We start from the raw sequence: 25,716 nt of genomic DNA, 5'->3' as shown, positions 1-25,716 counted from the left end.
CCAGTTAAACGCGATGTCGGTTCGTCGCGAGTGCCTGATTAGCCTTTTGGATAGTCTGGCGGAAGATTTTCACAGGAAGCAGGCATGTTCCTTTCGGTATTCGACGTTTTCAAGATCGGTGTCGGCCCATCGAGCTCGCACACGATGGGGCCGATGTCGGCTGCCAACCGCTTCCTCGAGCTGATCCTTTCGAGCGAATGGCCACGTCCGTCCTCTGGCGGGCAGGTTGGCGCGATCAAGGTCAGCCTGCACGGCTCGCTCGCGCATACCGGTATCGGCCACGGGACGGGCAGGGCGGTCATTCTCGGCCTGATGGGCGAGAAGCCCGACAGCGTCGATCCGGACAAGATGGACGGCATCGTCTCGCAGGTCGAGCGCACCGGCCGCATCACGCCGCCCGGCCACCCCGCCTATTTCTTCATGCCGAAGAACGATCTGGTCTTCGACAAGAAGCAACCCTTGCCTGGCCACGCAAACGGCATGTCCTTCTCCGCCTACGACAAGGACGAGCGCCTGCTTTTAAAACGTATCTACTATTCCGTCGGCGGCGGTTTCGTTGTCACCGATACCGAGCTCGAGCAGTTGCGCGCCAAAAAGAAAGCCGTCGCGGGTGCGACCGCGGTCCCCTATCCCTTCGCCACCGCAAAGCAGATGCTGGAGATGGCAGAGCGCTCCGGCCTCAGCATCGCGCAGATGAAGCGCGCCAATGAGGAGAAGCAGCGCAGCCGTGAGGAGCTCGACGAAGGTCTCGACCGTATCTGGGAAGCCATGCGCTCCTGTATCGAGCGCGGCCTCAAGGTCGACGGCGTCATGCCGGGCGGTTTGAACGTCCGGCGCCGTGCGAGGAAGATTCATGACAAGCTGCAGGAGGAGTGGAGGAGCAACCGCATCAATCCGCTGCTCGCCAACGACTGGCTGAGCGTCTATGCCATGGCCGTCAACGAGGAGAATGCGGCTGGCGGGCGCGTGGTGACAGCGCCCACAAATGGTGCAGCCGGGGTCATTCCCGCAACGATCCGCTATTACGAGCATTTCCACGAGGATTGGGATCAGAACGGCATCCGCGACTATCTCCTGACTGCGGCCGCTGTCGGCGGCATCATCAAGCACAATGCCTCGATTTCCGGCGCAGAAGTGGGCTGTCAGGGAGAGGTCGGTTCTGCGGCTGCGATGGCGGCTGCGGGGCTTGCCGCGGTGATGGGCGGCACACCTGCCCAGATCGAGAATGCAGCCGAAATCGCACTCGAGCACCATCTCGGCATGACCTGCGACCCGGTGGCCGGTCTCGTCCAGGTGCCGTGCATCGAACGCAATGCGCTTGGTGCCGTCAAGGCCGTTACCGCTGCGTCGCTTGCCGTCAAAGGCGACGGCCAGCATTTCGTGCCGCTTGACGCATGCATCGAGACGATGCGTCAGACGGGCTACGACATGAGCGAGAAATATAAAGAGACCTCAACCGGCGGTCTCGCTGTCAACGTCGTCGAATGCTGAGCCTGTGGACTTGCGACCGTTAGTCGCTTGACGCTGCCGTTCAAAAGGATTTCAACGACGGCATGGCATTGCATCTGATCAAATTGTGCGTCGGCGCGGACTCGATCGACGACTTGCGCGAATGGGTAGCGGAGCGTTCGCTGCGGGCGATTGCAGGCGGCCTCGAGCCGCATTCCGTTCACACGACGCGTATGGCTCCCAAACGCGTGGACGAACTGCTTGACGGTGGCTCACTCTATTGGGTCATCAAGGGGCAGGTGCAAGCGCGCCAGAAGCTCTTGGACATCCAGACCTTCACGGACAGCGAAGGAATCGGCCGGTGCCGTCTGGTTCTGGGGCCGGAAGTGATCGAAACTGCGCCGCAGCCGAAGCGCGCCTTCCAGGGCTGGCGCTATTATCCGGAAGAAGACGTGCCGCGGGACATCACGTCGCTTGGAAAGGGTGTTGCCGAGATGCCCGCGGAATTGCGCCGCGAGCTATCGGAGCTGGGATTGCTGTAACCTCAGCGCAGGCGCAGCATGACCGGCGATTTGCCGTCCGGGCACGTCACGTGCAGGTGGACGGTGGCCTCCGGCTGCGAATAGCGCCAAGCGCGCGCGCCGTGGCAGAGCAGCAGATTGATGAGATCCTTGGTCTTCGCCGATTTTCCTCTTGGCCGGTGCAGGCCGAGCTCAGCAAGCCGCAGCGCTGCCTCGTGCAGCGGATGAAGGCCGAACCGCGCCGGTTTGCCTGAACCGCGGGGTGGAAAACCCGTTACATTTCCATTGCTCGCCATGATCGTCCCCGTACGCATTACAAATCGAGGTTATGAACTGTAGCCGGTGCCGCAAACCCCGGTTCCGGCCGTGAACGGTGCCGTCAGGAATGCTGGCGGCACCGTATCTCTCATTGGGCTGCCGCCCAGCACTTGACGCCTGCGCGCTTGAGCGCCTTGCAGGCATTTACGGCTTCGCGCTGGTCATCGAAGCCGCCGAAGCGGGCGCGATAGACCTGATCCCCGCCGTTTGCATAAGCGACTGCGAAGGGCTTTGCGGAGCTCAGGGCCTTGCCGCCCTTGCTCTTTGCATTCTCCAGCAGATCCATTGCCATTTCGCGGCTCGACGACACGCCGATCTGAACAACCCAGCCGCCTTGCCCCTGCTCGGCAACCGGAGCCGGTTTCGAGGCAGCGGCGGCGGGACCCACCGAAGCCGTCGTTAGAGCGTCGACCGAGTTGGCGGCGGTCTCTTGCGCCGTGTAGGCTGGTGCCGGCGAGGGGACAGCAACGGAGGCTTGCTTGAAGCTCTTGGTCTTCACCTTGGTCGGAGCCGGAATCTCGGCCTTCGGTTCGGCAACGAGCGGGTTTTCGGATTTCGCAGCAGGAGCGTCTGTATAGGCGACGGCAGCGGACGCCACCTCATAGCGCGCATCCGGCGTCGGGCCCTTGTGCGGCAGATCGACTTCGGCGGCCGCGACAGGAGTTTCAGCCACAGAAGCGCCAGGCGACGCAACCGGTGCGGGCGCCGCTTGCGCAATCAGGTTGGAGCCGCCGCGCGTGGAAGCCTTTGGAAGGTAGGTCGCGATCAGCTTACGCATTTGCCCATCGCGGGCAGGCGTAGACGTTCCACCCATGACGACACCGACGATCGACTTGCCGTCGGCCTGCACTGAGCTCACAAGATTGAAGCCGGCAGCCCGCGTATAGCCGGTCTTTATCCCATCGACACCGCGCACCGAACCGACCAGGCGGTTGTGGCTGCGGATGACGCGGTTGCCGAACTTGAAGCTGCGTGTGGAGAAATAGCTGTAATACTGCGGAAAATGCTGGCGAAGTGCGATACCCAGGCGGGCTTGATCGCGTGCCGTGGTCATTTGTGCCGTGTTCGGCAGGCCGTTGGCATTGCGATAGGTCGTACGGGTCATGCCGAGCGCATGCGCCTTGGCGGTCATCGTCTGCGCGAACCGGCTTTCGCTGCCGGCAAGCAATTCGCCAAGCGCCGTTGCCGCATCATTTGCGGACAGTGTCACAAGACCAAGGATGCCCTGTTCGACGCTGATCGAACCGCCGGCCTTGACGCCGAGCTTGGTCGGAGCCTGGGATGAAGCATAAGCCGAGAAGGGAACTCGCGTGTCGAGGCTGATGCGCCCCTGCTCAAGCGCCTCGAAGACCATATAGAGCGTCATCATCTTCGTCAGCGAGGCCGGATACTGCAGGCGATCGGCATTCTCGCTGTAGAGAACGTTGCCGGATTTCGCATCGACGACAATGCCCGCATACTTCGAATTTGCAGCTTCTGCTTCGGCTGTGGCCGACTCAACCAGGAAAGCCGTTGTTGCGATCGCGATCGCCGCTAGCATCTTCACCAGAAAATTGCCGGATCGTGGCGATGATACGAAGGATATTGACCTTGACACTATTTCACTCTTCGCTTGCATTTTAAATACCGGCAAACACACGTCCTCGTTGTGTCGGCCATTGTCTTTTTGAATCTAACCGAGCAGGGTTACCAATCCGTTTATGATTAATCGTTTACTTCGCCGTATAGCTGCATTTTAGCGGGGTGTTGCGGAACGGGTCACGATACGGGCCTCCACAAATCTGCGAATAGCGGCATCAATATGGTCCCAGTCCCTTAAATGGCGACTTGAGAAGCGGTAGAGGACACTGAGGTCTTTGCCAGCCTTGATGTCGCGCTGGCAGTCCCCGCTTGTTTGGCTGACTGTCAGGGAGGGGAGGATGCAGCGCACGGCATATGTGGCCTCATTGGCGCGCGGCGCCGTCAGCAGAACCTCGCCGCCGTAGCCTGCCTCAGCTTTCAGTTTGTGAAGCGTCAGTCCGCTGCCGTAGGGCACGGCGGCGCCTTCCATCACATGCTTATAGATGAGCTCGACTCGGCCGGACATGTCGCGTGACATCGTGCTCTGGGTGATCTGTAGAAAGATGAGATCGGCAGACTGCGAGACGTCGTCGAACCGCTCGCGGTGTTCCTTCGTGTAGCCCTGCAATTGCGGCCAGGTGAGATAGACGTCGGCGCGTTCGGAGACACCGCTACGCCTCTGGTTCGGGAAGCGGATCACGTTCTCGGACAGATTGAGCGTGTCGCGGCCGATGGTGATCGTGACGGTGGCAGTATTGTCGGTATTGCCGGCCAGCGTAATGTGCCGGCCGATCCAGCGGCCGCCGATGCTGATGGCCAGCGTCAGCATCGCAAGCACTGCGACAACTGCGGTCACACGGAGGATGAAGCCATTCGAGAAGAGGGGCGACTCGTCGGATATGCCGGTTCTGCGGGCGAGATGGCTCATGGCGGTTGTTCAGTGTGTGACCGCCGCGAAAGAGACTGGAGTCGCCGGTGCCTGGATGAATCTTACGGCATCATCAGGCGATGCGGTTAAGGAAACATTAATGCTGATTGCCGCCCCCTCAAAACGGGCAAGCCGCTCCCGGGACAGCGGGAGCGGCTCCAGGCGCCGGTCGGGACGGGGATGTAGGGGATTGACCGGGCCGAGTGGCGCACGCCTGGATTTTCGGCGAGGCAACTTGTCTTAGCGTACGCTACCAACCGCGACGGCACGGCCGTCCTGCAGCTTCATCCAGCGTGCCGGATCATCGGCGGACTGGCGCTTCAGGAAGGTGTACTCGGTATCCGCCCACAGCATCACCTTGTTGCGCATGTTGTCGAGGATGAAGTCGCCATGGTCGGTGCGCACTGTCAACACGGCATGTCCTTCACCATTCGGCTGCATGACAACCGTTATCAGCGCATCGGATGGTGAGATGCCAGCGTCTATCAACATCTTGCGCTTCAGCAGCACGAAATCCTCGCAGTCGCCGACGCTGCGCGGGTAGGCCCAGCGCTCCTCGACGCCGTAGATTTCCTTGTCGGTCATGGGCTGGATCTGCGAGTTGACCTCGTAGTTGATCTTGAGAATGGCCTTCCAACGCTCCTGGGTCAGGATCGCGGGCCCGGCGTCGCCACCCTCATAGGCGCATTCGCTCGAGTTTGACCTGCAAAATTCATAGTGGCCGATCGGCGGGCTTGTGTTGCCTGCAAGCGTCATGTTGGCAGGCGTCGCTTGGCCCGCGCTCACCATTGCCATCATCAAGATACCGGCCAGAAAGGTGCCTTTGAGTGCATTGAACATTGTCTTTGTCGTCCCTGTTTGTGAGGATGACAATGACACGGACGTTTTTATCCTGCGCAAAATTACGCAGTAAATTTAATAGCTTAGTTGATTCAAAAGCGCGTAAAACCTGACTAAAAACAAAATCGAATACGCATAAAACTCGGCGCAGTTTCGATGTAAATTCGAGTAAAATTTTATGTGTTGACGCAAGGCTTGAGCGCGCCGCAGGCGCTGTCGTTCAGCGAAAAGGTTAACAACAGCGACCGATGCGACCAGATATTGCAGCGCGCTGCCCGGTGGAAAGCAAGCTCGCGCGGCATGAAGAAGACACCGAAATCCTCAATTGGGTCACTTCGAACCGCGGTTGCGGCGCGTTTTTCGCAGCAATGCCCCGAAAATTAATTTTGGGAAATTTCGCGATATTCATCGATTGCGGCGATGATGGCGGAAGAGATAGCGTGTTCGATGTGGAACGCGTGGCATTTTCAACCACGTCGAGGCGGCTGCCGGTCCGCGCTTCGGCAGTTCCCGGGTGGTCGTCAGCGGCGCTTCAAGGTCGAAGCGGCCCGGCACCGGTAATTTCGACAGCCGTCCTGGATTGCGAATGAGGACTTAGTCATCAAGCCATGCGCCGTTGCAGAAATGGTGCGTGACGATCCTCGCTCGGGCCAGAACACAGTCCTGATCGCGCCAGCAGTTGGGCAAACCGTGCCGATCGGCGAGAAAGATAGGTGCCGCCTCACGGTCGTGCAAATTGCACGCTGCCTTCATCGGTCATATCCATGACAGCAGTCACTTAGAGGAATTCGCGCAACGTCTCGCGGGACTGGAGCGAGAGGAACTCGAGCGCGACACCCTCGCTGAAGTGGCGCACGACGCGGCCGCGCATGTTGCCGAGGCGCACTGGCGTGCCGAGAGCGGGGCGCACCTCCACGTCAACTGCAGCACCCGACAACGACAAGTCCATGATGCGGCAAGTGTAGCGCGTGCCATCCTCAAGCGTTAGCTCTGTCTTCGTCTCACGCGGGGTCAGGCGATCATGACGCCGGTCTTCCGGCAGGCCGAGCTCGTGCTTGTTGGCAAGCCAGGTGAGCTGTGCGGCAAGCTTCTCCCGCTTGCGCTCGGTGGCGTTGATCGACATCGTGAAGCCGCGCACGTCAACGGTCAGAACGTTACCCTCGACACGGCCGAGGTGATCGATATAGGCGACGACGCGCTCATTGGCGCGCGGCCGCCCGGCGCAGGTGACATACATGTCGCCGGGCGACATATCGATCACCGTGCATTCGTATTCCTCGTAGTTCGCAAGCATGAGGCGGCCCTGCATATTGATGGGCACGCGCTGGAAGACACCCTGCTCAGGGCGCGGCACTGTTGTCCGTGGCGTCTGGGCTTGCTGGAATGAGTGCATGAAAGCGCTTCTTCATAAAATGTTATACGACAATCATTACCCGCAATCCCTTAACAGAAGGTTGTCCTGAAGGGCGCGACTACACCTTGAAGCATAGGATAAGGCTGTGCCGGAATGAGACGTTCAGCGCGGTGCCGCACCGGAAAACAATGAAGACATCATGCGACCGAGGACAGCACTTAAGCCATTCGGAGGCTCGGCGGCAGCTGTGTATGGCCAATTGGACCCGCCGCCATTCTGCTCGGGGTTATCGCGAAGCAGGCGGCTGCGGTCGAGCGCCAGAAAGTCGAGCGGCACGATTTCCAGCCAGCTTGCCGTAACAGACGGCGCAATGGCCCCGAGCAGCCGGGCGCGGCAGCCGTTTTCGCAGCGCAGCGGCATGACGATGATCTCGAAGGTGGCCTGATGGCCGGCGGTGCTGTAACCGGTCGCATTCAGCAGGGTCGGGATGACGTGATGCATCGCGCCCAGAAGCGTTGCCTCAATATCATCGGCATGGCCATCGCCGAAAAGTTCGGCAAAGCTCTCGTCGCGCAGATCCCGTCCGAAGAGGTCGCAGATCCTGGTGCCGGCAAGCCGGAAGGTGACGGCGCCCAGATCGTCGTTCTTCTCAAGGATGAAGAGGCTTGGCAGAAGGTTGCCAAGACTCGACGGTTCGATCTGCGATTTCAGCGGTGCATCGCTGGCACCGCGCAGGCGGTTCCAGTAATCGTAAATATCGATGATCGCCTGATGACGCACGGCACACCAACCTGTTTCATTTCGGTTCAAATTCACGCCTGAATGGCTCTCGTAATGCTTACCATGCGGATTTCATGCCAACCGCTGCCGGTTAAGGTTAAGAAACGGTTTCGATTGAGGTCTGTCACGTGCTGTGCAACTGTCGGGTATCGCTTCGGAAACGAAGTTCAGCACTTCACTGATCGGGCGCGGGGTCATTCTCGGGGCACGCTCGCAAGCCGTCCGGTTCATCCGGGCGGCTTTTTTTTTGATCTTCGCTCCTGTAAGGCTGAGGCCTCAATCCGGCGAGGACGCATATGGACAATCACAAGAGGGAGCCGGAAACGGTTGAGGACATCCCGATAAAAAGAAACCGGACGCCGGTTTTCAATCTGCCGGGCATTCTGCTGGCTACACTCGGGCTGCTCGGTGCGATCCATGCGGTCCAGTCGTTGCTCCTCTCCGCAAACGCGGTCGACTGGCTTTTCATCACTTTCGGCTTCATTCCGGTACGCTATGTGATCCCGTTCTCCGAGCAGGGGCTGCAATGGCTCTGGTCGCCGGTGACCTATTCGCTGCTGCACGGCAGCGTGGAGCACATCCTTTTCAATGGCCTGTGGCTGATGGCTTTCGGCGCGCCGGTCGTGCGCCGCATCGGGAGCTTGCGCTATGTCATCTTCTGGATTCTTTCATCTGTCGCCGCGGCAGCGCTTCATGCCGGATTGAACTGGGGCGACCCGACCCTGCTCATCGGCGCGTCCGGTGTCGTTTCGGGGCTCATGGGAGCGGCCTGCCGTTTTGCGTTTCCGCCGGAGCGGAAGGTGCCGCGTCCGGCACATCTCAATCCGCGCCTGTCTGTGGCTCAATCCTTTCGTAGCCGCACGGTGGTCGTTTTCACGGTCTTCTGGCTGATTGGCAACGGGCTGATCGCCGTCGGCATTCCGCTGATCGGCGATCCAAACCAGCCGATCGCCTGGGACGCACATATCGGTGGTTTCATTTTCGGATTCTTCCTTTTCTCGTTCTTCGACCGGAAGATTCCTGCAGAGCCTGAGATTTCACAAGAGCCGGATATATTGCAATCTTGAACTTTGGAGTGCACCATTCGGGTTGATCCGCGTTGGGACGAAGAGCCCTTCGCAGGTGCCTCTGTTCAGCTAAGTGTTTCACTTTCGACATGGGAGGTTTCGAATGTCCAACACCGTAAAGGCCATCCTCGACCTGAAGGGCCGCAACGTCGTCACGGCCGGGGCGAACACGACCGCCGGCGAAGCGGCGAAAGTGCTCAGCAGCCGCAAGATAGGTGCCGTTGTCATCGTCAGCGAGGAGGGCCGTATTGCCGGGATCTTCACCGAACGCGATCTTGTCAATGCGGTTGCAAAGTTCGGCAAGGACTGCCTTGATCAGCCGGTAGTCTCGCTGATGACATCGAGGGTCTTCCGATGCCACGAGAACACGACCGTCAATGAATTGATGGAACTGATGACCAGCCGACGTTTCCGCCATCTGCCGGTCGAAACCAACGGAAAGCTTGTCGGCATCGTATCAATCGGCGACGTCGTGAAGACGCGCATCGCAGAAGTCGAGCGCGAGGCAGAAGAAATCAAGGCCTATATCGCAGGCTGAGGCATTCGGCCCACCATCACGCCTGGGTGGCGAACGCTTCCTGCATCCGCCGGAGTTCGGGAAGGCGCGCTCTGGCTTCCTCGTATCCACGCTCTATCGCTTCGCCAGCCCTGTGGAATTCCGAAAGGCCGATGTCGCTGAGACGTGGATGCAGCGAAATGTCCGGCGGATCGCCGGCAAGGCGAGCGCGCGAAATCCTGTCCTGGATGATGTTGAAGGCTTGCACCATCACGCCGGTCATTCCCAGGCGCGCATAGGGCGCTTCCTCCTGCTTCTGCATCTCCTGAAGCGTGAGGCTCGCATTGTGCTTGACGACTGCGGAGCGGCCGAAGAGGTCGTAGTTCAGGTTAACAGCCACGACGAGCTGCTGCTCGTAGCTGCGGCAAACGGAAACCGGCACCGGATTGACCAGCGCGCCGTCGACCAACGTGCGGCTGTTACTGCGGACTGGCTCGAAGATGCCGGGCAGGGCATAGGATGCGCGCAGCGCCGTAATCAGCGACCCGCTGGAGATCCAGACCTCGTGGCCGGTATTCACCTCAGCAGCTACGGCGACAAAGGGACGGTCGAGGTCTTCCACGTTCAGACCTTCGAGATGCTCCTGCATGCGCTTGGTCAGGCGCATGCCGCCGAAAAGTCCGCTGCCGCCGATGGTAAGATCAAGCAGGCTCGCAATGCGGCGCATTGTCAGCGAACGGGCAAAGGCCTCGAGCTCATCCAGCTTGCCGGCAAGATAGCAGCCGCCGACCAGCGCACCGATCGAAGTTCCAGCGATCATGCCAACTTCGATCCCGGCCTCGTCCAGTGCGCGCAGCACGCCAATATGTGCCCAACCGCGCGCCGCGCCGCCGCCAAGCGCCAGTGCAATCTTTGCTCTTTTAGGGGGAAGAGTGGACGTCGGAGGAGCGGTCATTTCTGGAACTGTCGAGACACCGGAACCTGAACCACCTGATTCAGAGCTCTGACGATGCAAACTCCAGTTCAGCATGGCATGCCTCCTCAAGGCAGAAATATTTCAGTTTGTTATAGTCTCCCCGTTCCCTTTCCAAATCGTATACAGCAGCGCTATCTGTCTCAATAGCGAGCAGGTCACCGACACGCGCGCTATTTTCCGTAGACGTCTTTCGGGTCGAAATGCCGCTCGTCATCCACGATATCGAGCATTGGTTTTCCGTCCTGGAGCGTCACCGTGCGGTAGAAGCAGGAACGGCGACCAGTATGGCACGTCGCGTCGTGGCCTGCGACCTCTACTTTAAGCCAGATTGCATCCTGATCGCAGTCGGTACGGATCTCCTTGACCATTTGGAGGTTGCCGGAGGTTTCGCCCTTCATCCAGAGCTTGCCGCGCGACCGACTGAAATAATGGGCCTTGCCCGTTTGGATCGTCAGTGCCAGCGCCTGCGCGTTCATGTGTGCAACCATCAGGATCTCGCCGTCATGCACGTCGGTGACGATCGCGGTGATCAGACCGCGATCGTCGAAGCGAGGCGTGAAATCGCCGGCATCTTCCAGTTCGGATTTGTCGTCGGACGGCGCATTGAATGCAAACGGCATCATTCGGCTCTTTCAATTGAGCCGTATCAGCGGCTCCGCACCATGGTCATGAATCGCGCCTGTTCGGCGGGCTCGGCCTTGAAGGTCCCGGTAAAGGTTGTCGTCAGCGTCGTGGAACCCTGTTTCTGTACGCCCCGCATGGCCATGCACATATGTTCGGCTTCGAGCATGACAGCAACGCCGCGCGGAGCCAGCGTATCATCGATCGCCTTGGCGATCTGTGCAGTCATTGTTTCCTGTGTCTGAAGGCGGCGGCCATAGATCTCGACGACGCGGGCGATCTTGGAAAGTCCAAGCACCTTGCCGTCCGGCATATATGCGACATGTGCCTTGCCGATAATCGGCACCATGTGATGTTCGCAGTGCGAGTAAAACGGAATATCCTTCACCAGAACCATGTCGTCGTAGCCGGCGACCTCTTCGAAGGTGCGGCCCAGGACGTCTTCCGGATCCATTTCGTAGCCGGCGAAAAGTTCGCGATAGGCTTTGGCGACACGGGCAGGCGTATCGATAAGCCCTTCGCGCGAGGGATCGTCACCAGCCCACCGAAGCAGAACGCGAATCGCCTCTTCAGCTTCCTTCTGGCTGGGGCGCTCGGTGTCACGGCTGGTCTGCGGAAAATTCTTTACGATGGCGTCCATACTGCTCAAGTCTCCTGGTCCACAAAGTCTGGACCGTCGTTCGGACTCGCCACTGGTATCCCTTGTCAGGAATGTTGCACCTTTGGCAGGCTCCGGGGCTTTCGGGGCAACTTATAGCCCGTCCGGCACGGTTTCCCAATCAAACTTACCCGAGGACCATTGCATTTTCATGGTCTTCGAACGACATACATATAGGAAGACGGCGTCTTCATGTAAGTATGCTAGCACGACACGGTGTGTTTTTTGTTTATGATACAATGACCGCCGAAATAGGCCGATCCGCGGCAATCTGGAGCGGAATTTCTCATGGAAGACATCTATAACAGCAAAATCCTCGAATTTGCAGGCAATATTCCGCTGACAGGCAGCCTCGCCGATGCCGATGCAAGCGCACAGGCGCATTCGAGACTTTGCGGTTCAAAAGTGCGGATCTGGCTGAAGATGGAGGGCGATACGGTCACCGCTTTTGCCCATGACGTCAAAGCCTGCGCACTCGGCCAGGCATCGTCCTCGATCATGGCCCGGCACGTGATCGGCGCAACGGCCAGCGAACTCCGCAAGGCCCGCGAAGACATGCTCGCCATGCTGAAGGCGGACGGAGAGGGCCCGGGCGGCCGCTTCGAGGACATGCGCTACCTGCGCCCGGTCAAGGATTACAAGGCTCGCCACGCGTCCACCATGCTGACTTTCGACGCTGTCGTCGATGCCGTCGGGCAAATCGAGGCCATGCGCGCAGAAATGGCCGAGGCGTGAACTTGAGTATTCCGCTATGTGACATCCCCATCTGTCAGCTCGCGACATCACCCCCACAAGGGGCAAGATCGGCATCGTGCGGCACTGCAGGCTCCTCCTCAAGACGCGGAGGTTAGGCCATGTGCGAATCTTGCTCTCTTAATCACGATGACGACGAAGATCTCCCCAAAAGCCGGGTCTCCCGGCCAATGGCCCCGGAAACCTCACGAAGTGACAGAAGGTACTCCGGACAAGCGGCAAGATACTGTCGAAACTATACCGGACCTTTTCGCAAGACCCCGGACCGGCTGCTCGGCATGGAGTTGATCCGGCTTTATCAACTGACCTTATCCGGATTTGTGGGCAACTCGTGCAGGCATATTCCGACGTGTTCCGAATATGGCTACGAGGCGATCGCACGCCACGGCCTGTGGGCAGGCGGGTGGATGACGCTCTTTCGCGTCGGGCGCTGCGGGCCGGGCGGGACGAGTGGTCTCGATCCCGTGCCTGAAGGGCTGGAGGAACGATTCCATTGGTGGACGCCCTGGCGCTATTATGTGCTCAAACGGAAGTCAGGTTGACGGAAAGCCATGAACGGTAAAACCGTCTACGTTGCGCTCCTCCACAGCATTGCTCTTGCGCCCGGGCGCCGGGTCGTCATGTCTGATCTACGCGACATCGCCGCAGCGCTCGGCTTCAACAATCCGCGCACGCTAGCCTCGACCGGCAATATCGTCTTTGAAGCAGACAGTGCGCCGCTCGGTGACATCGAAGCGAAGTTTGAAGCTGCCTTCAAAACAAAGTTTGCAAAACCCGTCGACATCATCGCCCGCAAGGGCGCGGACTGGCTGACGATGGCGAACTCAAATCCGTTTCCGGATGGCGATGGCAGCCAAGTGATCGTGCGCGTGATGCGCAAGCCGCTCGATCAGTCCGCCCTAGATAGGCTTCAGCCGTACGTCGAAGCCAACCAGCATTTGGCGGTTGCCAACGGCGACCTCTGGATCGATTTCGGCGGAAAACCCAGCGAATGGAAGCTGCTGTCGGCGCTCACGACCGGGCGCATGGGCGTCGGAACGCTGCGAAATTGGAATACCGTGCGCGGCCTTGCCGAAATGATCGGCTGAGGGGGCCTTGCCTTTACTCACACGCCAAATCTCGGTATCAGGCGGCAGCACGATTGTGCCGAAGAAGCGTTTCATTGCAACCACCCGCATTCGTTGGCGGGACTGGACAAGGAGAATATCGATATGTCCCAATCCGTTTCCCTGACTTTCCCCGATGGCAATCAACGAAATTTCGAATCCGGCACGACCGGCCTCGACGTTGCCGAATCCATCTCCAAGTCACTTTCCAAGAAGGCTGTCGCCATTGCGATCGACGGCACCGTGCGCGACCTTTCCGACCCGGTTACGACAGGCAAAATCGAGATCATCACCCGCAATGACAAGCGCGCCTTGGAACTGATCCGGCACGACGCAGCACATGTCATGGCAGAAGCCGTGCAGGAGCTCTGGCCCGGCACACAGGTGACGATCGGTCCGGTCATCGAGAACGGCTTCTATTACGACTTCGCCAAGAACGAACCTTTCACGCTGGACGATCTGCCGAAGATCGAAAAGAAGATGAAGGAGATCATCGCCCGCAACGCCCCCTTCACCAAGGAAGTGTGGTCGCGTGAGAAGGCCAAGGAAGTGTTCGCCGCCAAGGGCGAGCAGTACAAGGTCGAACTCGTCGATGCGATCCCGGAAGGCCAGGATCTGAAAATCTACTATCAGGGCGACTGGTTCGACCTTTGCCGCGGCCCGCACATGGCATCGACCGGTCAGATCGGCTCGGCTTTCAAGCTGTTGAAGGTGGCAGGCGCCTATTGGCGCGGCGATAGCAACAATCCGATGCTCTCGCGTATCTACGGCACGGCCTTTGCCGAACAGTCCGAACTCGACAACTATCTCAACATGCTCGCCGAAGCCGAAAAGCGCGACCATCGCCGTCTCGGCCGCGAGATGGACCTGTTCCACTTCCAGGAAGAAGGACCGGGGGTTGTCTTTTGGCACGGCAAGGGCTGGCGTATCTTCCAGACGCTGGTCGCCTACATGCGCCGCCGCCTTGCTGCCGACTATCAGGAGGTCAACGCGCCGCAGGTTCTTGATGCTTCCCTTTGGGAAACATCGGGTCATTGGGGCTGGTACCAGGAGAACATGTTTGCGGTGAAATCGGCGCATGCGCTGACGCATCCGGATGACAAGGAAGCAGACAACCGCGTCTTCGCACTGAAGCCGATGAACTGCCCGGGTCACGTGCAGATCTTCAAGCACGGGCTGAAATCCTACCGCGAACTGCCGATCCGTCTGGCGGAATTCGGAACGGTCCATCGTTATGAGCCGTCAGGGGCTCTACACGGCCTGATGCGGGTGCGCGGCTTCACGCAGGACGACGCGCACATCTTCTGCACCGACGAGCAGATGGCCGCCGAGTGCCTGAAGATCAACGACCTGATCCTCTCGGTCTACAAGGACTTCGGTTTCGACGAGATTACCATCAAGCTCTCCACGCGCCCGGACAAGCGCGTCGGTTCGGATGAGCTGTGGGATCGCGCCGAGAGCGTCATGATGGACGTGCTCACTACGATCCAGCAGCAGTCGAACGATATCAAGACCGGCATTCTGCCGGGCGAGGGCGCGTTCTACGGCCCGAAGTTCGAATATACGCTGAAAGACGCGATCGGCCGTGAATGGCAGTGCGGCACCACGCAGGTTGACTTCAACCTGCCCGAGCGCTTCGGAGCTTTCTATATCGACAGCAATTCGGAGAAGACGCAACCGGTGATGATCCACCGCGCCATATGCGGCTCGATGGAACGCTTCCTCGGGATCCTGATCGAAAACTTCGCCGGTCATCTGCCGCTCTGGGTCTCGCCGCTGCAGGTCGTGGTCGCGACGATCACCTCGGAAGCGGACGGCTATGGCGCAGAAGTTGCCGAAGCGTTGCAGGAAGCGGGACTCAACGTCGAGACCGACTTCCGTAATGAGAAGATCAACTACAAGATCCGCGAGCATTCCATTACGAAAGTTCCCGTCATCATCGTGTGCGGACGGAAGGAAGCAGAGGAACGGACTGTCAACATCCGCCGCCTTGGCAGCCAGGACCAGACGTCGATGCCGCTCGAGGCGGCGATCGAGAGCCTTTCCTGGGAAGCGACGCCTCCGGATATGCGCCGCAAAATCGAAGCCAAGAAGTCGAAGGCTGCCTGAGTCACGCTGTCATCGCTTTGAAATAGCCCTCCGGTCTTTCACCTGGGACCGGAGGGCTTTGCGTTTCAAACGAGCTGTGATGTGCGAGCAGCCGTCGCGCTCGAATTGAGACGCGCCGGCAGCTTGGTCCGAAGGAGGGATTGCAAACGCATCTCAAAATTCAATCGGTATCGGCGCCCGCCGTGGCGCTGCCCGGCAGCAGTTGCTCATAGGAAGGCAGCGCCTGCGTGGAACTCTGCGGTTCGCCGGCCGCTGATGGCTGCGGTTCCTGCTGCAGCGTCGTTGCCGCGCTTGCCGGCTCCTGCGGCTGCTCGTTCTTCATCAGCACTTCGACATCGCTATTCTTACCCGCCTCGACCTTGAAGTCGCGCTGATAGATCTTGTCCTTGTTGCGCGCGACGGCCGAATATTCGCCCTCGGCCAGCACCATCGTGGGGAAAGCGCTGACGCTTTCGCCGACGCTATCACCCGCAGCCGTAAGGATCGACCATGCCGTATCAGCGATCGCTTCGCCTCCGGCTTCGGAAACCAGCTTGAAGGTGATCTGTGCTGCACGATGCTGAATGGTCGCTTCCGTGAGTCCTCCCGCTTCCACCTGGATATCGGCGCGGATGACGGCGTTGACGTCGCCATATTCGGAAACGATGTGGTAGGTGCCGGCATTCAGCCTGACGACGGTGTTCGGCGAGACGTCTGCCGTCACCAATCCGCGTTCGCCGTCGTCGCGGACTTCCGACGAGTAGATGGAGAAGCGCAGCTGATCGGGGCGGATGCGAACGTCGGAGCCTGACACGGCATTGAGCAGCAAGCCGCCCGCATCGAGCACCATCACCTGCTTGTCGAGCTTGCCGCTTTCGGGAACGTTCACCTTCCGGGTCACACCGGCGCGGCCGAAGGATACGTTTACCAGATAGTCGCCCGGCGCCAGTTGGAAGGCCGCCGACCCGCCTCGGGCGCTCGCCACGAGCGGCAGCTTGCCATCAGCGCCGGCGATGGGGCTGAACACGTACCAGGAAAGGCCGTCTTCCACCGGCTGGCCGTCGGCCGTCAGCTTCGCCTCGATCTCGACCTCGTGCAACGCGCCTCCCTGCGGCGCGTTGCCGGGGGCGATGAAAGCATTGAGCTTCGGCATTTTCGCCGTTGTATCGAGCTGCTTGAATTCCTTAAACGCGTCCTGCGCGCTTGCGCCAATAGGCACCCAAGCCGCCAGAAAAAGGGCAAGAGCCATATGCGCGAAAGGCGAAATGCCGGACATGTGTTTCCTGAACAAGATTGACTTCTGAAATCACAGAGGCCACTTCAAGACCAACGCGATGGCAAATTCAAGACCCATCCATCCCGCTGTCATGAAAATGAAAGTTTCTCCCGCATGAAATCCGATATCAAGCTCATCGATTACCTCGCCGTGCGCCGTTCCATCCCCGCATTCCAGATGTGCGAACCCGGACCGGAAAAGGCCGAGATCGGGGAAATCCTCCGTCTGGCATCTCGCGTTCCCGACCACGGCAAGCTCGCGCCCTGGCGCTTCATCGTTTATCGCGGCGAAGAGCGCGTCCATATCGGCAAGGAGCTTCTGAAGCTCGCGCTCGAAGCCAAGCCCGATCTTTCCGAGGAAATGACCGAGGTCGAGCGGACGCGCTTCACCCGCGCGCCGGTCGTCGTCGCCGTCGTCAGCAAAGCCGGGCCGCATTCCAAGATCCCGGAATGGGAACAGATCATGTCAGCAGGCGCTGTTTGCCTCAATATTATCTTTTCGGCGAACGCCCATGGCTGGGTGGCCAACTGGCTGACCGAGTGGTTCGCCTATGACGAGCGTGCCTATCCGCTGCTTGGCGTCCACCCGGGCGAGCGGATTGCCGGCTTCGTCCATATCGGCTCGACAAATTTTCCGGCTGTTGAACGACCCCGTCCGGAAATATCGGAAACCGTCACTTGGGTTGGTGGAGAGGCTTGATGTTCTATCCTACCGATACGAACAGCCATGGCCTGTCGCACGATCCGTTCAAGGCGATCGTCGCGCCGCGTCCGATCGGTTGGATCGGAACGAAGGGCAGGGACGGCTCTCTGAACCTCGGCCCCTACTCCTTCTTCAACGCCGTTTCCGACCGGCCGAAGCTGGTGATGTTTTCCTCCAGCGGCCGCAAGCACAGCCAGCGCAACGCAGCCGAAACCGGTGTCTTCACCTGCAATTTCGTCAGCCGCAACCTTGTCGAACAGATGAACCTGTCGTCGGCCGCGCTGCCTTACGGGATCGACGAGTTCGAGCTGGCAGGCTTGACGGCAAAGCTGGGTGAACTTGTCGATGCGCCCTATGTTGGCGAGGCCTTCGCGGTGCTCGAATGCAAGGTTACCGAACTGATCGAACCAAAGAGCCTCTCGGGCAAGCCTTCTGAAAGCGTCATGGTCCTCGGCGAGGTCGTCGGCATCCATATCGACGAGCAGATCATCCGCGAGGGGCGCCTCGATATGTCGATCGCGCGGCCGGTGGCACGCATGGGGTATATGGATTACAGCGAAGGCAGCGACGTCTTCGAGCTGCTGCGCCCGCAGGTGCGGAACGATCTGATCGCGGCCGGGAAGGGTTAATGAATATGGTGAACCAATCATAAACCATTTCTCAGTAGCCTCATTCCAAGGGTAGAACGCGAAGGAATCGCCTTCGCAGGTTGGGGCGCAATGTGATCGTAGACGCTTTTCTTCGCTGGGTTGAAACGGCCAAGGCCGGAGACAGGGCTCGCGCTGCTAGTGCGCTCGGCCGTGCCTATTTGCAATCCGAAATGCTTCCTGAGGAACGCAAGGCCGCGGAAATGGCGATGACCTTCCTGCTCGACGATCCATCGCCGCGCGTGCGCCTGGCACTGGCCGAAGCGATTGCTTGGTCCGACGAAGCGCCGCGCGCGCTCATTCTTGCCCTCGCCGAAGACCAGCCGGGGATCGCCTGCCACGCGGTGACCTATTCCCCGCTTCTTTCGGACGCCGATCTCGTCGATCTTGCAGCCCGCGGCGGCAGCGTCACCCGTATCCTGATCGCCGCACGTGCATCGATCTCGCGTGCTGTTTCAGCTGCTCTTGCGGAAGTTGGCGATGAAGAGGATATCCTATGCCTTCTCGAAAACCAGGGAGCCGCGATTGCTCCAGTATCCCTAAAGCGTATTGCGCAGCGGCTGGGCGACTGTTGCGATATCCGCAATCTTCTGCTTGATCGCGCCGATCTGCCGGTCGATGCCCGTCAGCTGTTGACGCAGCAAGTCAGCAATGCATTGATCGCCTTTCCCTTGGCCCAGGCAGCGATCGGCCTCAATCGTCTGCAGCGCATCAGCCGCGAGGCGACGCAGGCGGCCGTCGTGTCGCTTGTCGGCGATGCCCGGCCATGCGAGATCGGCGATCTCGTCGAACATCTGCGTCTTAGTGGCCATTTGACGCCGTCATTTCTCATGCATGCCCTCTGCTCCGGCAAGGTGGAATTCTTCGCCGGCGCTATCGTCAATCTCACCGGCTGCACCGAAAGGCGTGTACGCTCGATCCTCGCCACCGGTCGCATGCATGCGGTGCGCGCCCTCTACGAGGCCGCCGGGCTCACCCGCGAGATCAGCACGGTGTTCGTCGAGGCGACGCTTCTCTGGCGCGAAGCTTCCAAGAAGACCGCAGGCACAATGCTTGCCAACGTTTGCGGCAGGCTGCTCGAACGATTCCGTCACCACGACGGCACCCACGACGCCGTTAGCGAGTTGCTGGATCTGGTCGAGAAGCTTCACATCGCTGAGCAACGCCAATCGGCCCGCAGTTATGCATCGCTGACGGCGCTCGCGGCAGCCTAGTTTTCAATTCTTGAATCGCTGAACCGCCCAGGAATAGCCATCTGTAACGAAATGCACCGGCTTCTCCAGCGTGTGCTTGACGCTTTCGCCGGTTGGCAAGTGCGCGCGAACCTGATCGGGAATGCGTATGGCGAAAGCGCCAACGCCTTTTCTTCCAGTCTCCTGAAAAGGCGGCACCTGAGCGGACAGAGATTCAGCGACTTTGGGCTGGTCCGGTGCGATCTCGGGCTTCGGTGCTTTGCAGACGGCGACCACGGTCGGGTAGTTGGCACCGGTGAAGGACTTTAGCCGCTTTTCCGACTGGGCATCGCACATGGCCACCGAATCCCAGTGCTTATCGATCGTTGCGACATAATTGCATTGCGTCACTGAATCATTGCATCCGAGAATCGTCATGGCGACGGCTTGCATAATCGAACCCTTTGGTTATTGAAATCCATGTCATAAACGGGGCAATTCCAACCGAAAGATGGCGGCTGCATTAACCTTTCGTCATGCGCCGCGGGGTGGGGCCCGAAGAACCGGGGAATGCCATGTCCGTCACCGTCGCTCTTGAATCGCCGCGTCAGAAGGAAATCATCCGCCTGCTCGAGCTTTCGGATGCCTATACGCAGTCGCTTTATCCCGCCGAAAGCAATCACCTGGTCGATCTCTCGACCCTGGAAAAGTCCATGGTAAGCTTCTTCGTGGCGCGGAATGCAGGAGAGATCGTCGGCTGTGCGGCACTCCTGGAGGCGGGAGACGGTACGGCGGAGATCAAGCGCATGTTCGTCGATCCGCAGGCAAGAGGACTGAAGATCGCGAGCCGCTTGATGGAGCGGCTGGAGGAGCATGCCCGGGCGGTGGGTCTTGATGCAATCCGGCTCGAGACCGGCATCTATCAACCGGAGGCGGTCGGTCTCTATCGCAAATACGGCTATGCCGACATCGGACCCTTCGGCTCGTATCTGCCGGATCCGCTCAGCCTCTTCATGGAAAAGCGGCTCAAATGATCAGCCGTCGGCAGCGCGCTGCACCGGCGGCGCCTGCTCGTCGATCATGACTTCCGGGCCGAGCGCGGTCTGATCGTTCGTCTTCACTTCGTGCATCCATTCGCGCCAGATCGCGACGAGCAGTGCCATCAAGACCGGGCCGATGAAGAGACCGAGGAAGCCCATGGTCTTCACGCCGCCGACGAGGCCGAAGAAAGTCGGAAGGAAGGGAAGCTTGATCGGCCCGCCGACAAGCTTCGGACGCAGCGTCTTGTCAACGATGAAGAGTTCGACGGTGCCCCAGATGAAGAGTGCGACCCCGGCGACATGCGATCCGCTGGCGACGAGATAGATCGAAACCAAGGTGAACGAGAGCGGCGCGCCGCCGGGTATCAGTGCCATGATGCCCGTCAAGACGCCGAGTGTCACAGGCGATGGGACGCCTGCGATCCAATAGGCGACGCCGAGGACGATGCCTTCGCCGATCGCGATCAGCGTCATACCCATCACGGTGGAACTGATCGTTGCCGGAACGACGCGCGAAATCCGTTCCCAGCGATTGGGTAGGATCCGTTCGCCAAGCATGTCGATCTGACGCGAGAAGGACGCGCCGTCGCGATAGACGAAGAACAGTGCAATCAGCATAAAAAGCAGCGTCAGAAGCAGGTGGAACGACGCGCCGCCGGCTGCGAGGACCGCGCGGTAAATATTGCCGATATTGGCGCCGCTGACAGCCTGAATGACCTCACCCACGGAACCGGGACTGCCGATATATTTCACCCAGAGATCGTCGAGATAAGGCCCTGCAAAAGGCAAGGCGAGGATCCACTGTGGCGTCGGGGCACCCTGCCGGTTGGCGTGAATTATCCAGGCGACCCATTCGCGCACCTCGCCCGTCGTATAGGTGATCGCGAGCCCGATCGGAATAACGAGGAAGGTCACGATGAGGATGATCGCGATCGTGGCTGCGATCGTCGTATTGCCGCCGACGCGCCCAAGAAGTCTGCGATAAAGTGGCCAGCTTGCAAAACCGATGACGAGTGCGGCCAGAACCGGAACGACGAAGCCGTAGAAGAAATAGACGCCTGCAGCAACGATCAGGATCAAAAGCCACCGGGCCGCGGAAATCGAGGGAATGAGCGGCGTGCGTGTGGGCGCAGAAGGCCCAAGCCACCGCGGCTCGCCAGGCAGTTTCTTGTTGTTCGAGAGGCTCACGTCGCTTTTTATTCCTTCTTCTCAATCACGGATATGCGCCATTGGAAGCGCGGACGCAAGCATGTCGATCGTCTAATGACCGGCGCCTCTTCCAATCGAAGGCGCCAAGGCACCGGGGCAAGGGGATATCTTAAGCCTCTGTACGGAATGTGACGGAAATTTCCTCCGGACCTTGTTAGCCGGTGAAAATGGCCGCAGGGTGGGGCATCAGGTTTCATAGGAATCGTTCGACCGATGACGAAATTTTCAGCGGAAGTATCTTGGCAGCGCGGCGGAGGTACTTTCACGGACGGAAAATACAGCCGCGGTCATATGTGGAATTTCGATGGGGGCCTTTCGGTTCCCGCATCGGCTTCGCCGCACAACGTACCGCTTCCGTATTCGGTCGCCGAGAACGTCGATCCTGAGGAGGCTTATGTCGCGGCGCTCTCCAGCTGCCACATGCTGTTCTACCTGTGGCTTGCCTCGAAGAAGGGCATCGTCGTTAACAGCTATGTCGATACCGCGACTGGGATCATGGAGAAGGTCGACGGAAAAATGCTCGTGAGCCGCGTCGAGCTGAAGCCCGCCGTGATCTATGCGGACGAAGCGCCGAGCCGGAAAATGGAAGAAAAGCTTCATCATGAGGCCCATGAACTCTGTTTCCTCGCCAATTCGGTGAAGACGAATATCGAGGTTCGCCTCGACTAGCTGCACGGGTTGCTACTTCGGACGGCGCAGTATTTCGAAGACGTAAAACTGCGTTTTTTGGCTGGTCGAGAAGTTGTTGTCGGAGCCGAGGATCAGCACGTCGCTGCCGTCCTTAGCCTTGCCGATCGCCATGGACTCGATATTGTCCGGTATGAGGCCGGATGCACGCAGGTCGAGAACTTGGCTCTTGCGGACGGGAACCACACGCTGATCGGTCTTCGAAAGCGAGGCGATCGCCGAGACGTCGGTAGCGCCATCGAGATCGATCATGAAGATCTTCACATTATTGCCGACGCCCTGGGCATAGCTGCGCTCGACAGTGAGCAACCGGTGGTTATCGAGCGCGATGATCTCCGACATTCCGTTGTCGTTGCTGCCGTCAGCCTTCTGCGCGGCCTGTGGGATCGGCGAGATTGGATAGACATATTGCGCCTTTGGCTCGCCGGTCGTCCCATCGTAGCGGATGATGCGCGACAGGCTGGCCCCCATCAGCGAAGCTGCCGGGCCGTCCTGGTAGAGCGCCGCCTCGACGCCAACAAAGACATCCCCGGAAGGCGCGATTGCCAGGTCTTCGAAGGCGAGGTTGTCGCGGATGCCCGTCGACTTGTCGGCCGTCGGCGCGAAGCCTTCCGGCAACTTGAACTCGCGCATGAACACGCCGTCCTGCGAGGTCACGCGGACGAAGGGGGCGATCAGCGCCTTGCCGTCGCCTTCGCTGCCCCAGTAGATACCATCCCGGCCGAGCCGGATCGACTCGGGATCGACGGTGCGCCTGGCGAAGGGTTTGCCGCTCCTGTCCTTCAGTGTCACTTGCTTGACAACGGCAATACCCTTCAGGCCGGCACCGTCGACATCGACTGCGAGCTCGTAAAAGCGAGCCGGACCTCTTTCCGAGCGGTCGTCGCTGATGGCGATGTAGTGGCCCGTTGCCGCGTCGAAATCGAGGCCGGAAATGCCGCCGAATTCGACACCGTTTTCCCTGTGGCCTGTCGGGATGACGAATTCACCGAGATAGGTGAGGGAGATGTTGGCCGCGCAGTCGCCGAAGGGGCATGGAGTCTCGAAGGTCGCGCCGATATCGGTGGCGTGGAGAGCGGCGCTGGAGAGGAGCGAAAAGCTGGCAGTCGCGAGGAAACGCTTGGTCATGGCAAACATCCGGCAGGCACGCGTGAAGAGCGGAACGAACCGCGCTACCCCGTCTGCAAAGAAAAGGATGCGCCGGTCGCGTCTTTTCTCATGCACCGGTTATTTGACGAAGTTGTTATGGTTCTTCGTCAGTTCCGTGAAATTGCGGAAGCTCAAATATCGAGGTTTTCGGCAAAGGCAGCACGCTCCTGAATGAATCGGAAGCGCGCATCCGGCTTCGTGCCCATCAGGTCGTCGACCGCGGTGCGGGTTCCTTCGAAATCGACGTCGTCGATCACCACGCGCAGCAGCGTGCGCTTGGTCGGATCCATAGTCGTTTCCTTGAGTTGCGCCGGCAGCATTTCGCCGAGCCCCTTGAAGCGGCTGATCTCGATCTTCGCCTTGCCCTTGAATTCCGTTTCCATCAGCTCCTGGCGGTGGGCGTCGTCGCGCGCATAAGCGGACTTGGCACCCTGGGTGATCTTGTAGAGCGGAGGCACGGCCAGGAACAAGTGGCCGCCGCGCACGAGCTCGGGCATCTCCTGATAGAAGAATGTGATCAGCAACGACGCGATGTGGGCACCGTCGACATCGGCATCGGTCATCACGACGATGCGCTCGTAGCGTAGGTCTTCCTCGCGATATTTGGAGCGGGTGCCGCAGCCGAGGGCCTGGACGAGATCCGCAAGCTGCTGGTTGGCGCCCAGCTTTTCGCGGCCGGCGCTCGCAACGTTCAGGATCTTGCCGCGCAAAGGCAGGATCGCCTGATTGGCGCGGTTGCGCGCCTGCTTGGCGGAACCGCCTGCCGAATCGCCTTCGACGATGAAGAGTTCGGCACCCTGAGCGGTGTTCTGTGCGCAATCGGCTAGTTTGCCCGGAAGGCGCAGTTTGCGCACCGCCGTCTTGCGGTTGACTTCCTTTTCCTTGCGGCGTCGCAAACGCTCTTCGGCGCGCTCGATTACCCAGTCGAGCAGCTTTTCGGCCTCGTTGGGATTGTCCGCCAGGTAATGATCGAAGGGATCGCGAAGCGCATTCTCGACGATGCGCTGCGCCTCGGCAGTCGCAAGCCTGTCCTTGGTCTGCCCGACGAATTCCGGCTCGCGGATGAAAACCGACAGCATGCCGACTGCGGAAATCATCACATCGTCGGTGGTGATTTGTGCTGCGCGCTTGTTCTGCGTCAGGTCGGCATAGGCCTTCAGCCCCCTGGTCAGCGCGATGCGCAGGCCCGCCTCGTGCGTGCCGCCCTCTGGCGTGGGAATGGTGTTGCAGTAGGAGTGGATCTGCTGGTCGCCACCGTACCAGGTGATCGCCCATTCGAGCGAACCGTGACCGCTTGCTTTCTCTGTCTTGCCGGCGAAGATTTCGCGCGTGACAGTGAATTCCTTGCCCATCGTCGCCTTCAAGTAGTCTTTCAGGCCACCGGGAAAGTGGAAGACTGCCTTATCCGGGATTTCCGAGCCGTCCGCCAGCACGCCTTCATCGCAACTCCAGCGGATTTCGACGCCGCCGAAAAGATAGGCTTTCGAGCGTGCCATGCGGAAAACGCGCCCGGCATCGAATTTCGCATGATCGCCGAAAATCTGAGGGTCGGGATGGAAGCGCACGCGGGTGCCGCGGCGGTTATGCACATCGCCGAGCTCCTCGAGACCGCCTTGCGGCATGCCGCGTGAGAAACGCTGGCGATAGAGCTTGCGGTTTCGCGCCACTTCAACCTCGAGATAATCCGACAGCGCGTTGACGACCGAAACGCCGACGCCGTGCAGACCGCCTGAGGTTTCGTATGCCTTGCCGTCGAACTTGCCGCCGGCATGGAGCTTGGTCATGATGACTTCGAGCGTCGACTTGCCCGGAACCTGGGGATGGTTCTCGACGGGGATGCCGCGGCCATTGTCGCTGACCGTCAAATAGCCCTGGATATCGAGATGCACCTCGATGAAGTTCGCATGGCCGGCGACCGCTTCGTCCATCGAGTTGTCGATGACTTCGGCAAAGAGGTGGTGCAGCGCCTTTTCGTCCGTGCCGCCGATATACATTCCGGGACGCATGCGCACCGGTTCCAAGCCTTCGAGAACCCGGATGGAGGATGCACCATAGTCGTCGGAGCCCGATGCTACAGGGGCAGGACGCAACGCAGAGGCCGCAGCAGGCTTTTCGGCTGGCTTTGCGGCCGCCTCCTGCTTCGGCATCAGGGGCATTGCGGAAAAGAGGTCGTTGCTGTCATCCATGGAGTCGTTCAGATCTTCAATCCTGTCTTGGGCCGCATGTGCGCTAGGGGGCAGACCCAAAATCACCGCATTTGATGTCACGTTAGCGAATCAGGCAGATTCTGCCAGAAATCGCCTCGTTAGGCGACGCCGC

General features: G+C 59.7%; 27 protein-coding genes. 13 read left to right on the top strand and 14 right to left on the bottom strand.

From position 1 onward, the window contains the following. The first annotated feature begins 84 nt into the window (after nt 1–84). Both EV130_RS29905 and EV130_RS29900 read left to right on the top strand, forming a co-directional pair. Nucleotides 85–1,491 carry an L-serine ammonia-lyase gene (locus EV130_RS29905; protein WP_074061337.1) on the top strand — a complete coding sequence of 469 codons (1,407 nt, stop codon included), beginning with the start codon at nt 85–87 and terminating at the stop codon, nt 1,489–1,491. A 62-nt stretch (nt 1,492–1,553) separates the two neighbouring features. Continuing rightward, nucleotides 1,554–1,991, top strand: a complete 438-nt coding sequence (locus EV130_RS29900) for a DUF1489 family protein (RefSeq protein WP_074061336.1) — start codon at nt 1,554–1,556, stop codon at nt 1,989–1,991. A 2-nt stretch (nt 1,992–1,993) separates the two neighbouring features. Here EV130_RS29900 and EV130_RS29895 read toward each other — a convergent pair whose 3' ends face one another. The 6 genes from EV130_RS29895 to EV130_RS29870 all read right to left on the bottom strand — a co-directional run bounded on the left by EV130_RS29895 (nt 1,994) and on the right by EV130_RS29870 (nt 7,750). Next, on the bottom strand, nt 1,994–2,266 hold the full coding sequence (locus EV130_RS29895; RefSeq protein ID WP_074063165.1) for a hypothetical protein: 273 nt from the start codon (nt 2,264–2,266) through the stop codon (nt 1,994–1,996). A 110-nt stretch (nt 2,267–2,376) separates the two neighbouring features. Further along, nucleotides 2,377–3,906, bottom strand: coding sequence for a D-alanyl-D-alanine carboxypeptidase (locus tag EV130_RS29890; protein ID WP_132662503.1), 1,530 nt, complete (start codon nt 3,904–3,906; stop codon nt 2,377–2,379). A gap of 117 nt (nt 3,907–4,023) precedes the next feature. Further along, nucleotides 4,024–4,776 (bottom strand): hypothetical protein, encoded by a 753-nt coding sequence (locus EV130_RS29885; RefSeq protein ID WP_132662502.1) that lies wholly within the window; start codon nt 4,774–4,776, stop codon nt 4,024–4,026. 240 nt (nt 4,777–5,016) lie between these two features. Then, nucleotides 5,017–5,616, bottom strand: a complete 600-nt coding sequence (locus EV130_RS29880) for a transglutaminase-like cysteine peptidase (protein ID WP_132662501.1) — start codon at nt 5,614–5,616, stop codon at nt 5,017–5,019. Between the two features lie 778 nt (nt 5,617–6,394). Then, nucleotides 6,395–7,009: a PilZ domain-containing protein gene (locus EV130_RS29875; RefSeq protein WP_022715679.1), complete on the bottom strand. Its 615-nt coding sequence runs from the start codon at nt 7,007–7,009 to the stop codon at nt 6,395–6,397. A gap of 123 nt (nt 7,010–7,132) precedes the next feature. Next, on the bottom strand, nt 7,133–7,750 hold the full coding sequence (locus EV130_RS29870) for a PAS domain-containing protein (protein WP_074061331.1): 618 nt from the start codon (nt 7,748–7,750) through the stop codon (nt 7,133–7,135). A 296-nt stretch (nt 7,751–8,046) separates the two neighbouring features. On the opposite strand from EV130_RS29870, the gene EV130_RS29865 reads away from it, so the two are divergent. Together EV130_RS29865 and EV130_RS29860 are read left to right on the top strand one after the other, a co-directional pair. After that, the gene (locus EV130_RS29865) at nt 8,047–8,817 is read left to right on the top strand and encodes a rhomboid family intramembrane serine protease (RefSeq protein ID WP_132552942.1); all 771 of its coding nucleotides are present in this window, start codon (nt 8,047–8,049) and stop codon (nt 8,815–8,817) included. A 103-nt stretch (nt 8,818–8,920) separates the two neighbouring features. Then, the gene (locus EV130_RS29860) at nt 8,921–9,355 is read left to right on the top strand and encodes a CBS domain-containing protein (protein ID WP_074061329.1); all 435 of its coding nucleotides are present in this window, start codon (nt 8,921–8,923) and stop codon (nt 9,353–9,355) included. A gap of 16 nt (nt 9,356–9,371) precedes the next feature. On the opposite strand, the gene EV130_RS29855 is transcribed toward EV130_RS29860, so the two are convergent. The 3 genes from EV130_RS29855 to folE all read right to left on the bottom strand — a co-directional run bounded on the left by EV130_RS29855 (nt 9,372) and on the right by folE (nt 11,550). Next, a complete protein-coding gene (locus EV130_RS29855) occupies nt 9,372–10,343 on the bottom strand; it encodes a patatin-like phospholipase family protein (RefSeq protein ID WP_074061328.1) in 972 nt (323 codons plus the stop codon). 116 nt (nt 10,344–10,459) lie between these two features. Continuing rightward, complete coding sequence (hisI, locus tag EV130_RS29850; protein WP_074061327.1) at nt 10,460–10,912, bottom strand: phosphoribosyl-AMP cyclohydrolase; 453 nt, start codon at nt 10,910–10,912, stop codon at nt 10,460–10,462. Nucleotides 10,913–10,935: 23 nt separating this feature from the next. Further along, complete coding sequence (folE, locus tag EV130_RS29845; RefSeq protein WP_074061326.1) at nt 10,936–11,550, bottom strand: GTP cyclohydrolase I FolE; 615 nt, start codon at nt 11,548–11,550, stop codon at nt 10,936–10,938. A 306-nt stretch (nt 11,551–11,856) separates the two neighbouring features. Here folE and EV130_RS29840 point away from each other — a divergent pair, with 306 nt between their 5' ends. The 4 genes from EV130_RS29840 to thrS all read left to right on the top strand — a co-directional run bounded on the left by EV130_RS29840 (nt 11,857) and on the right by thrS (nt 15,536). Continuing rightward, nucleotides 11,857–12,303 carry an iron-sulfur cluster assembly scaffold protein gene (locus tag EV130_RS29840; RefSeq protein WP_074061325.1) on the top strand — a complete coding sequence of 149 codons (447 nt, stop codon included), beginning with the start codon at nt 11,857–11,859 and terminating at the stop codon, nt 12,301–12,303. A gap of 119 nt (nt 12,304–12,422) precedes the next feature. Beyond that, nucleotides 12,423–12,863, top strand: coding sequence for a membrane protein insertion efficiency factor YidD (yidD, locus tag EV130_RS29835; protein WP_132662500.1), 441 nt, complete (start codon nt 12,423–12,425; stop codon nt 12,861–12,863). A 9-nt stretch (nt 12,864–12,872) separates the two neighbouring features. After that, nucleotides 12,873–13,409 (top strand): DUF1697 domain-containing protein, encoded by a 537-nt coding sequence (locus EV130_RS29830; RefSeq protein WP_074061323.1) that lies wholly within the window; start codon nt 12,873–12,875, stop codon nt 13,407–13,409. 123 nt (nt 13,410–13,532) lie between these two features. Continuing rightward, nucleotides 13,533–15,536, top strand: coding sequence for a threonine--tRNA ligase (gene thrS / locus EV130_RS29825; protein ID WP_132662499.1), 2,004 nt, complete (start codon nt 13,533–13,535; stop codon nt 15,534–15,536). Nucleotides 15,537–15,696: 160 nt separating this feature from the next. Here thrS and EV130_RS29820 read toward each other — a convergent pair whose 3' ends face one another. After that, a complete protein-coding gene (locus EV130_RS29820; RefSeq protein ID WP_132662504.1) occupies nt 15,697–16,791 on the bottom strand; it encodes a hypothetical protein in 1,095 nt (364 codons plus the stop codon). A gap of 114 nt (nt 16,792–16,905) precedes the next feature. Here EV130_RS29820 and EV130_RS29815 point away from each other — a divergent pair, with 114 nt between their 5' ends. The 3 genes from EV130_RS29815 (at nt 16,906) to EV130_RS29805 (ending at nt 19,354) form a co-directional block, all read left to right on the top strand. Continuing rightward, a complete protein-coding gene (locus EV130_RS29815; RefSeq protein WP_132662498.1) occupies nt 16,906–17,490 on the top strand; it encodes a nitroreductase family protein in 585 nt (194 codons plus the stop codon). Beyond that, on the top strand, nt 17,490–18,122 hold the full coding sequence (locus EV130_RS29810; protein ID WP_074061319.1) for a flavin reductase family protein: 633 nt from the start codon (nt 17,490–17,492) through the stop codon (nt 18,120–18,122). Before EV130_RS29815 ends, EV130_RS29810 begins: the two co-directional genes overlap by 1 nt. Nucleotides 18,123–18,214: 92 nt before the next feature. Continuing rightward, nucleotides 18,215–19,354 (top strand): DUF2336 domain-containing protein, encoded by a 1,140-nt coding sequence (locus EV130_RS29805; RefSeq protein ID WP_074063163.1) that lies wholly within the window; start codon nt 18,215–18,217, stop codon nt 19,352–19,354. A 3-nt stretch (nt 19,355–19,357) separates the two neighbouring features. On the opposite strand, the gene EV130_RS29800 is transcribed toward EV130_RS29805, so the two are convergent. Next, the gene (locus tag EV130_RS29800) at nt 19,358–19,765 is read right to left on the bottom strand and encodes a hypothetical protein (RefSeq protein ID WP_132662497.1); all 408 of its coding nucleotides are present in this window, start codon (nt 19,763–19,765) and stop codon (nt 19,358–19,360) included. Between the two features lie 122 nt (nt 19,766–19,887). On the opposite strand from EV130_RS29800, the gene EV130_RS29795 reads away from it, so the two are divergent. Next, nucleotides 19,888–20,346: a GNAT family N-acetyltransferase gene (locus EV130_RS29795; protein ID WP_074061317.1), complete on the top strand. Its 459-nt coding sequence runs from the start codon at nt 19,888–19,890 to the stop codon at nt 20,344–20,346. Here the strand turns inward: EV130_RS29795 and EV130_RS29790 are convergent, their stop codons facing one another. Beyond that, complete coding sequence (locus EV130_RS29790; protein ID WP_074061316.1) at nt 20,347–21,540, bottom strand: AI-2E family transporter; 1,194 nt, start codon at nt 21,538–21,540, stop codon at nt 20,347–20,349. Between the two features lie 234 nt (nt 21,541–21,774). Between EV130_RS29790 and EV130_RS29785 the strand changes: the two genes are divergently transcribed. Then, complete coding sequence (locus tag EV130_RS29785; RefSeq protein ID WP_132662496.1) at nt 21,775–22,230, top strand: OsmC family protein; 456 nt, start codon at nt 21,775–21,777, stop codon at nt 22,228–22,230. Between the two features lie 12 nt (nt 22,231–22,242). Here EV130_RS29785 and EV130_RS29780 read toward each other — a convergent pair whose 3' ends face one another. Continuing rightward, a complete protein-coding gene (locus tag EV130_RS29780) occupies nt 22,243–23,376 on the bottom strand; it encodes an esterase-like activity of phytase family protein (protein WP_132662495.1) in 1,134 nt (377 codons plus the stop codon). A 152-nt stretch (nt 23,377–23,528) separates the two neighbouring features. Beyond that, complete coding sequence (parE, locus tag EV130_RS29775; RefSeq protein WP_132662494.1) at nt 23,529–25,583, bottom strand: DNA topoisomerase IV subunit B; 2,055 nt, start codon at nt 25,581–25,583, stop codon at nt 23,529–23,531. Between the last annotated feature and the right edge of the window lie 133 nt (nt 25,584–25,716).

The sequence above is a fragment of the Rhizobium azibense genome, assembly GCF_004342325.1.
GTDB classification, from domain to species: domain Bacteria; phylum Pseudomonadota; class Alphaproteobacteria; order Rhizobiales; family Rhizobiaceae; genus Rhizobium; species Rhizobium etli_B.
This window is presented reverse-complemented; position numbering and strand designations above follow the sequence as displayed.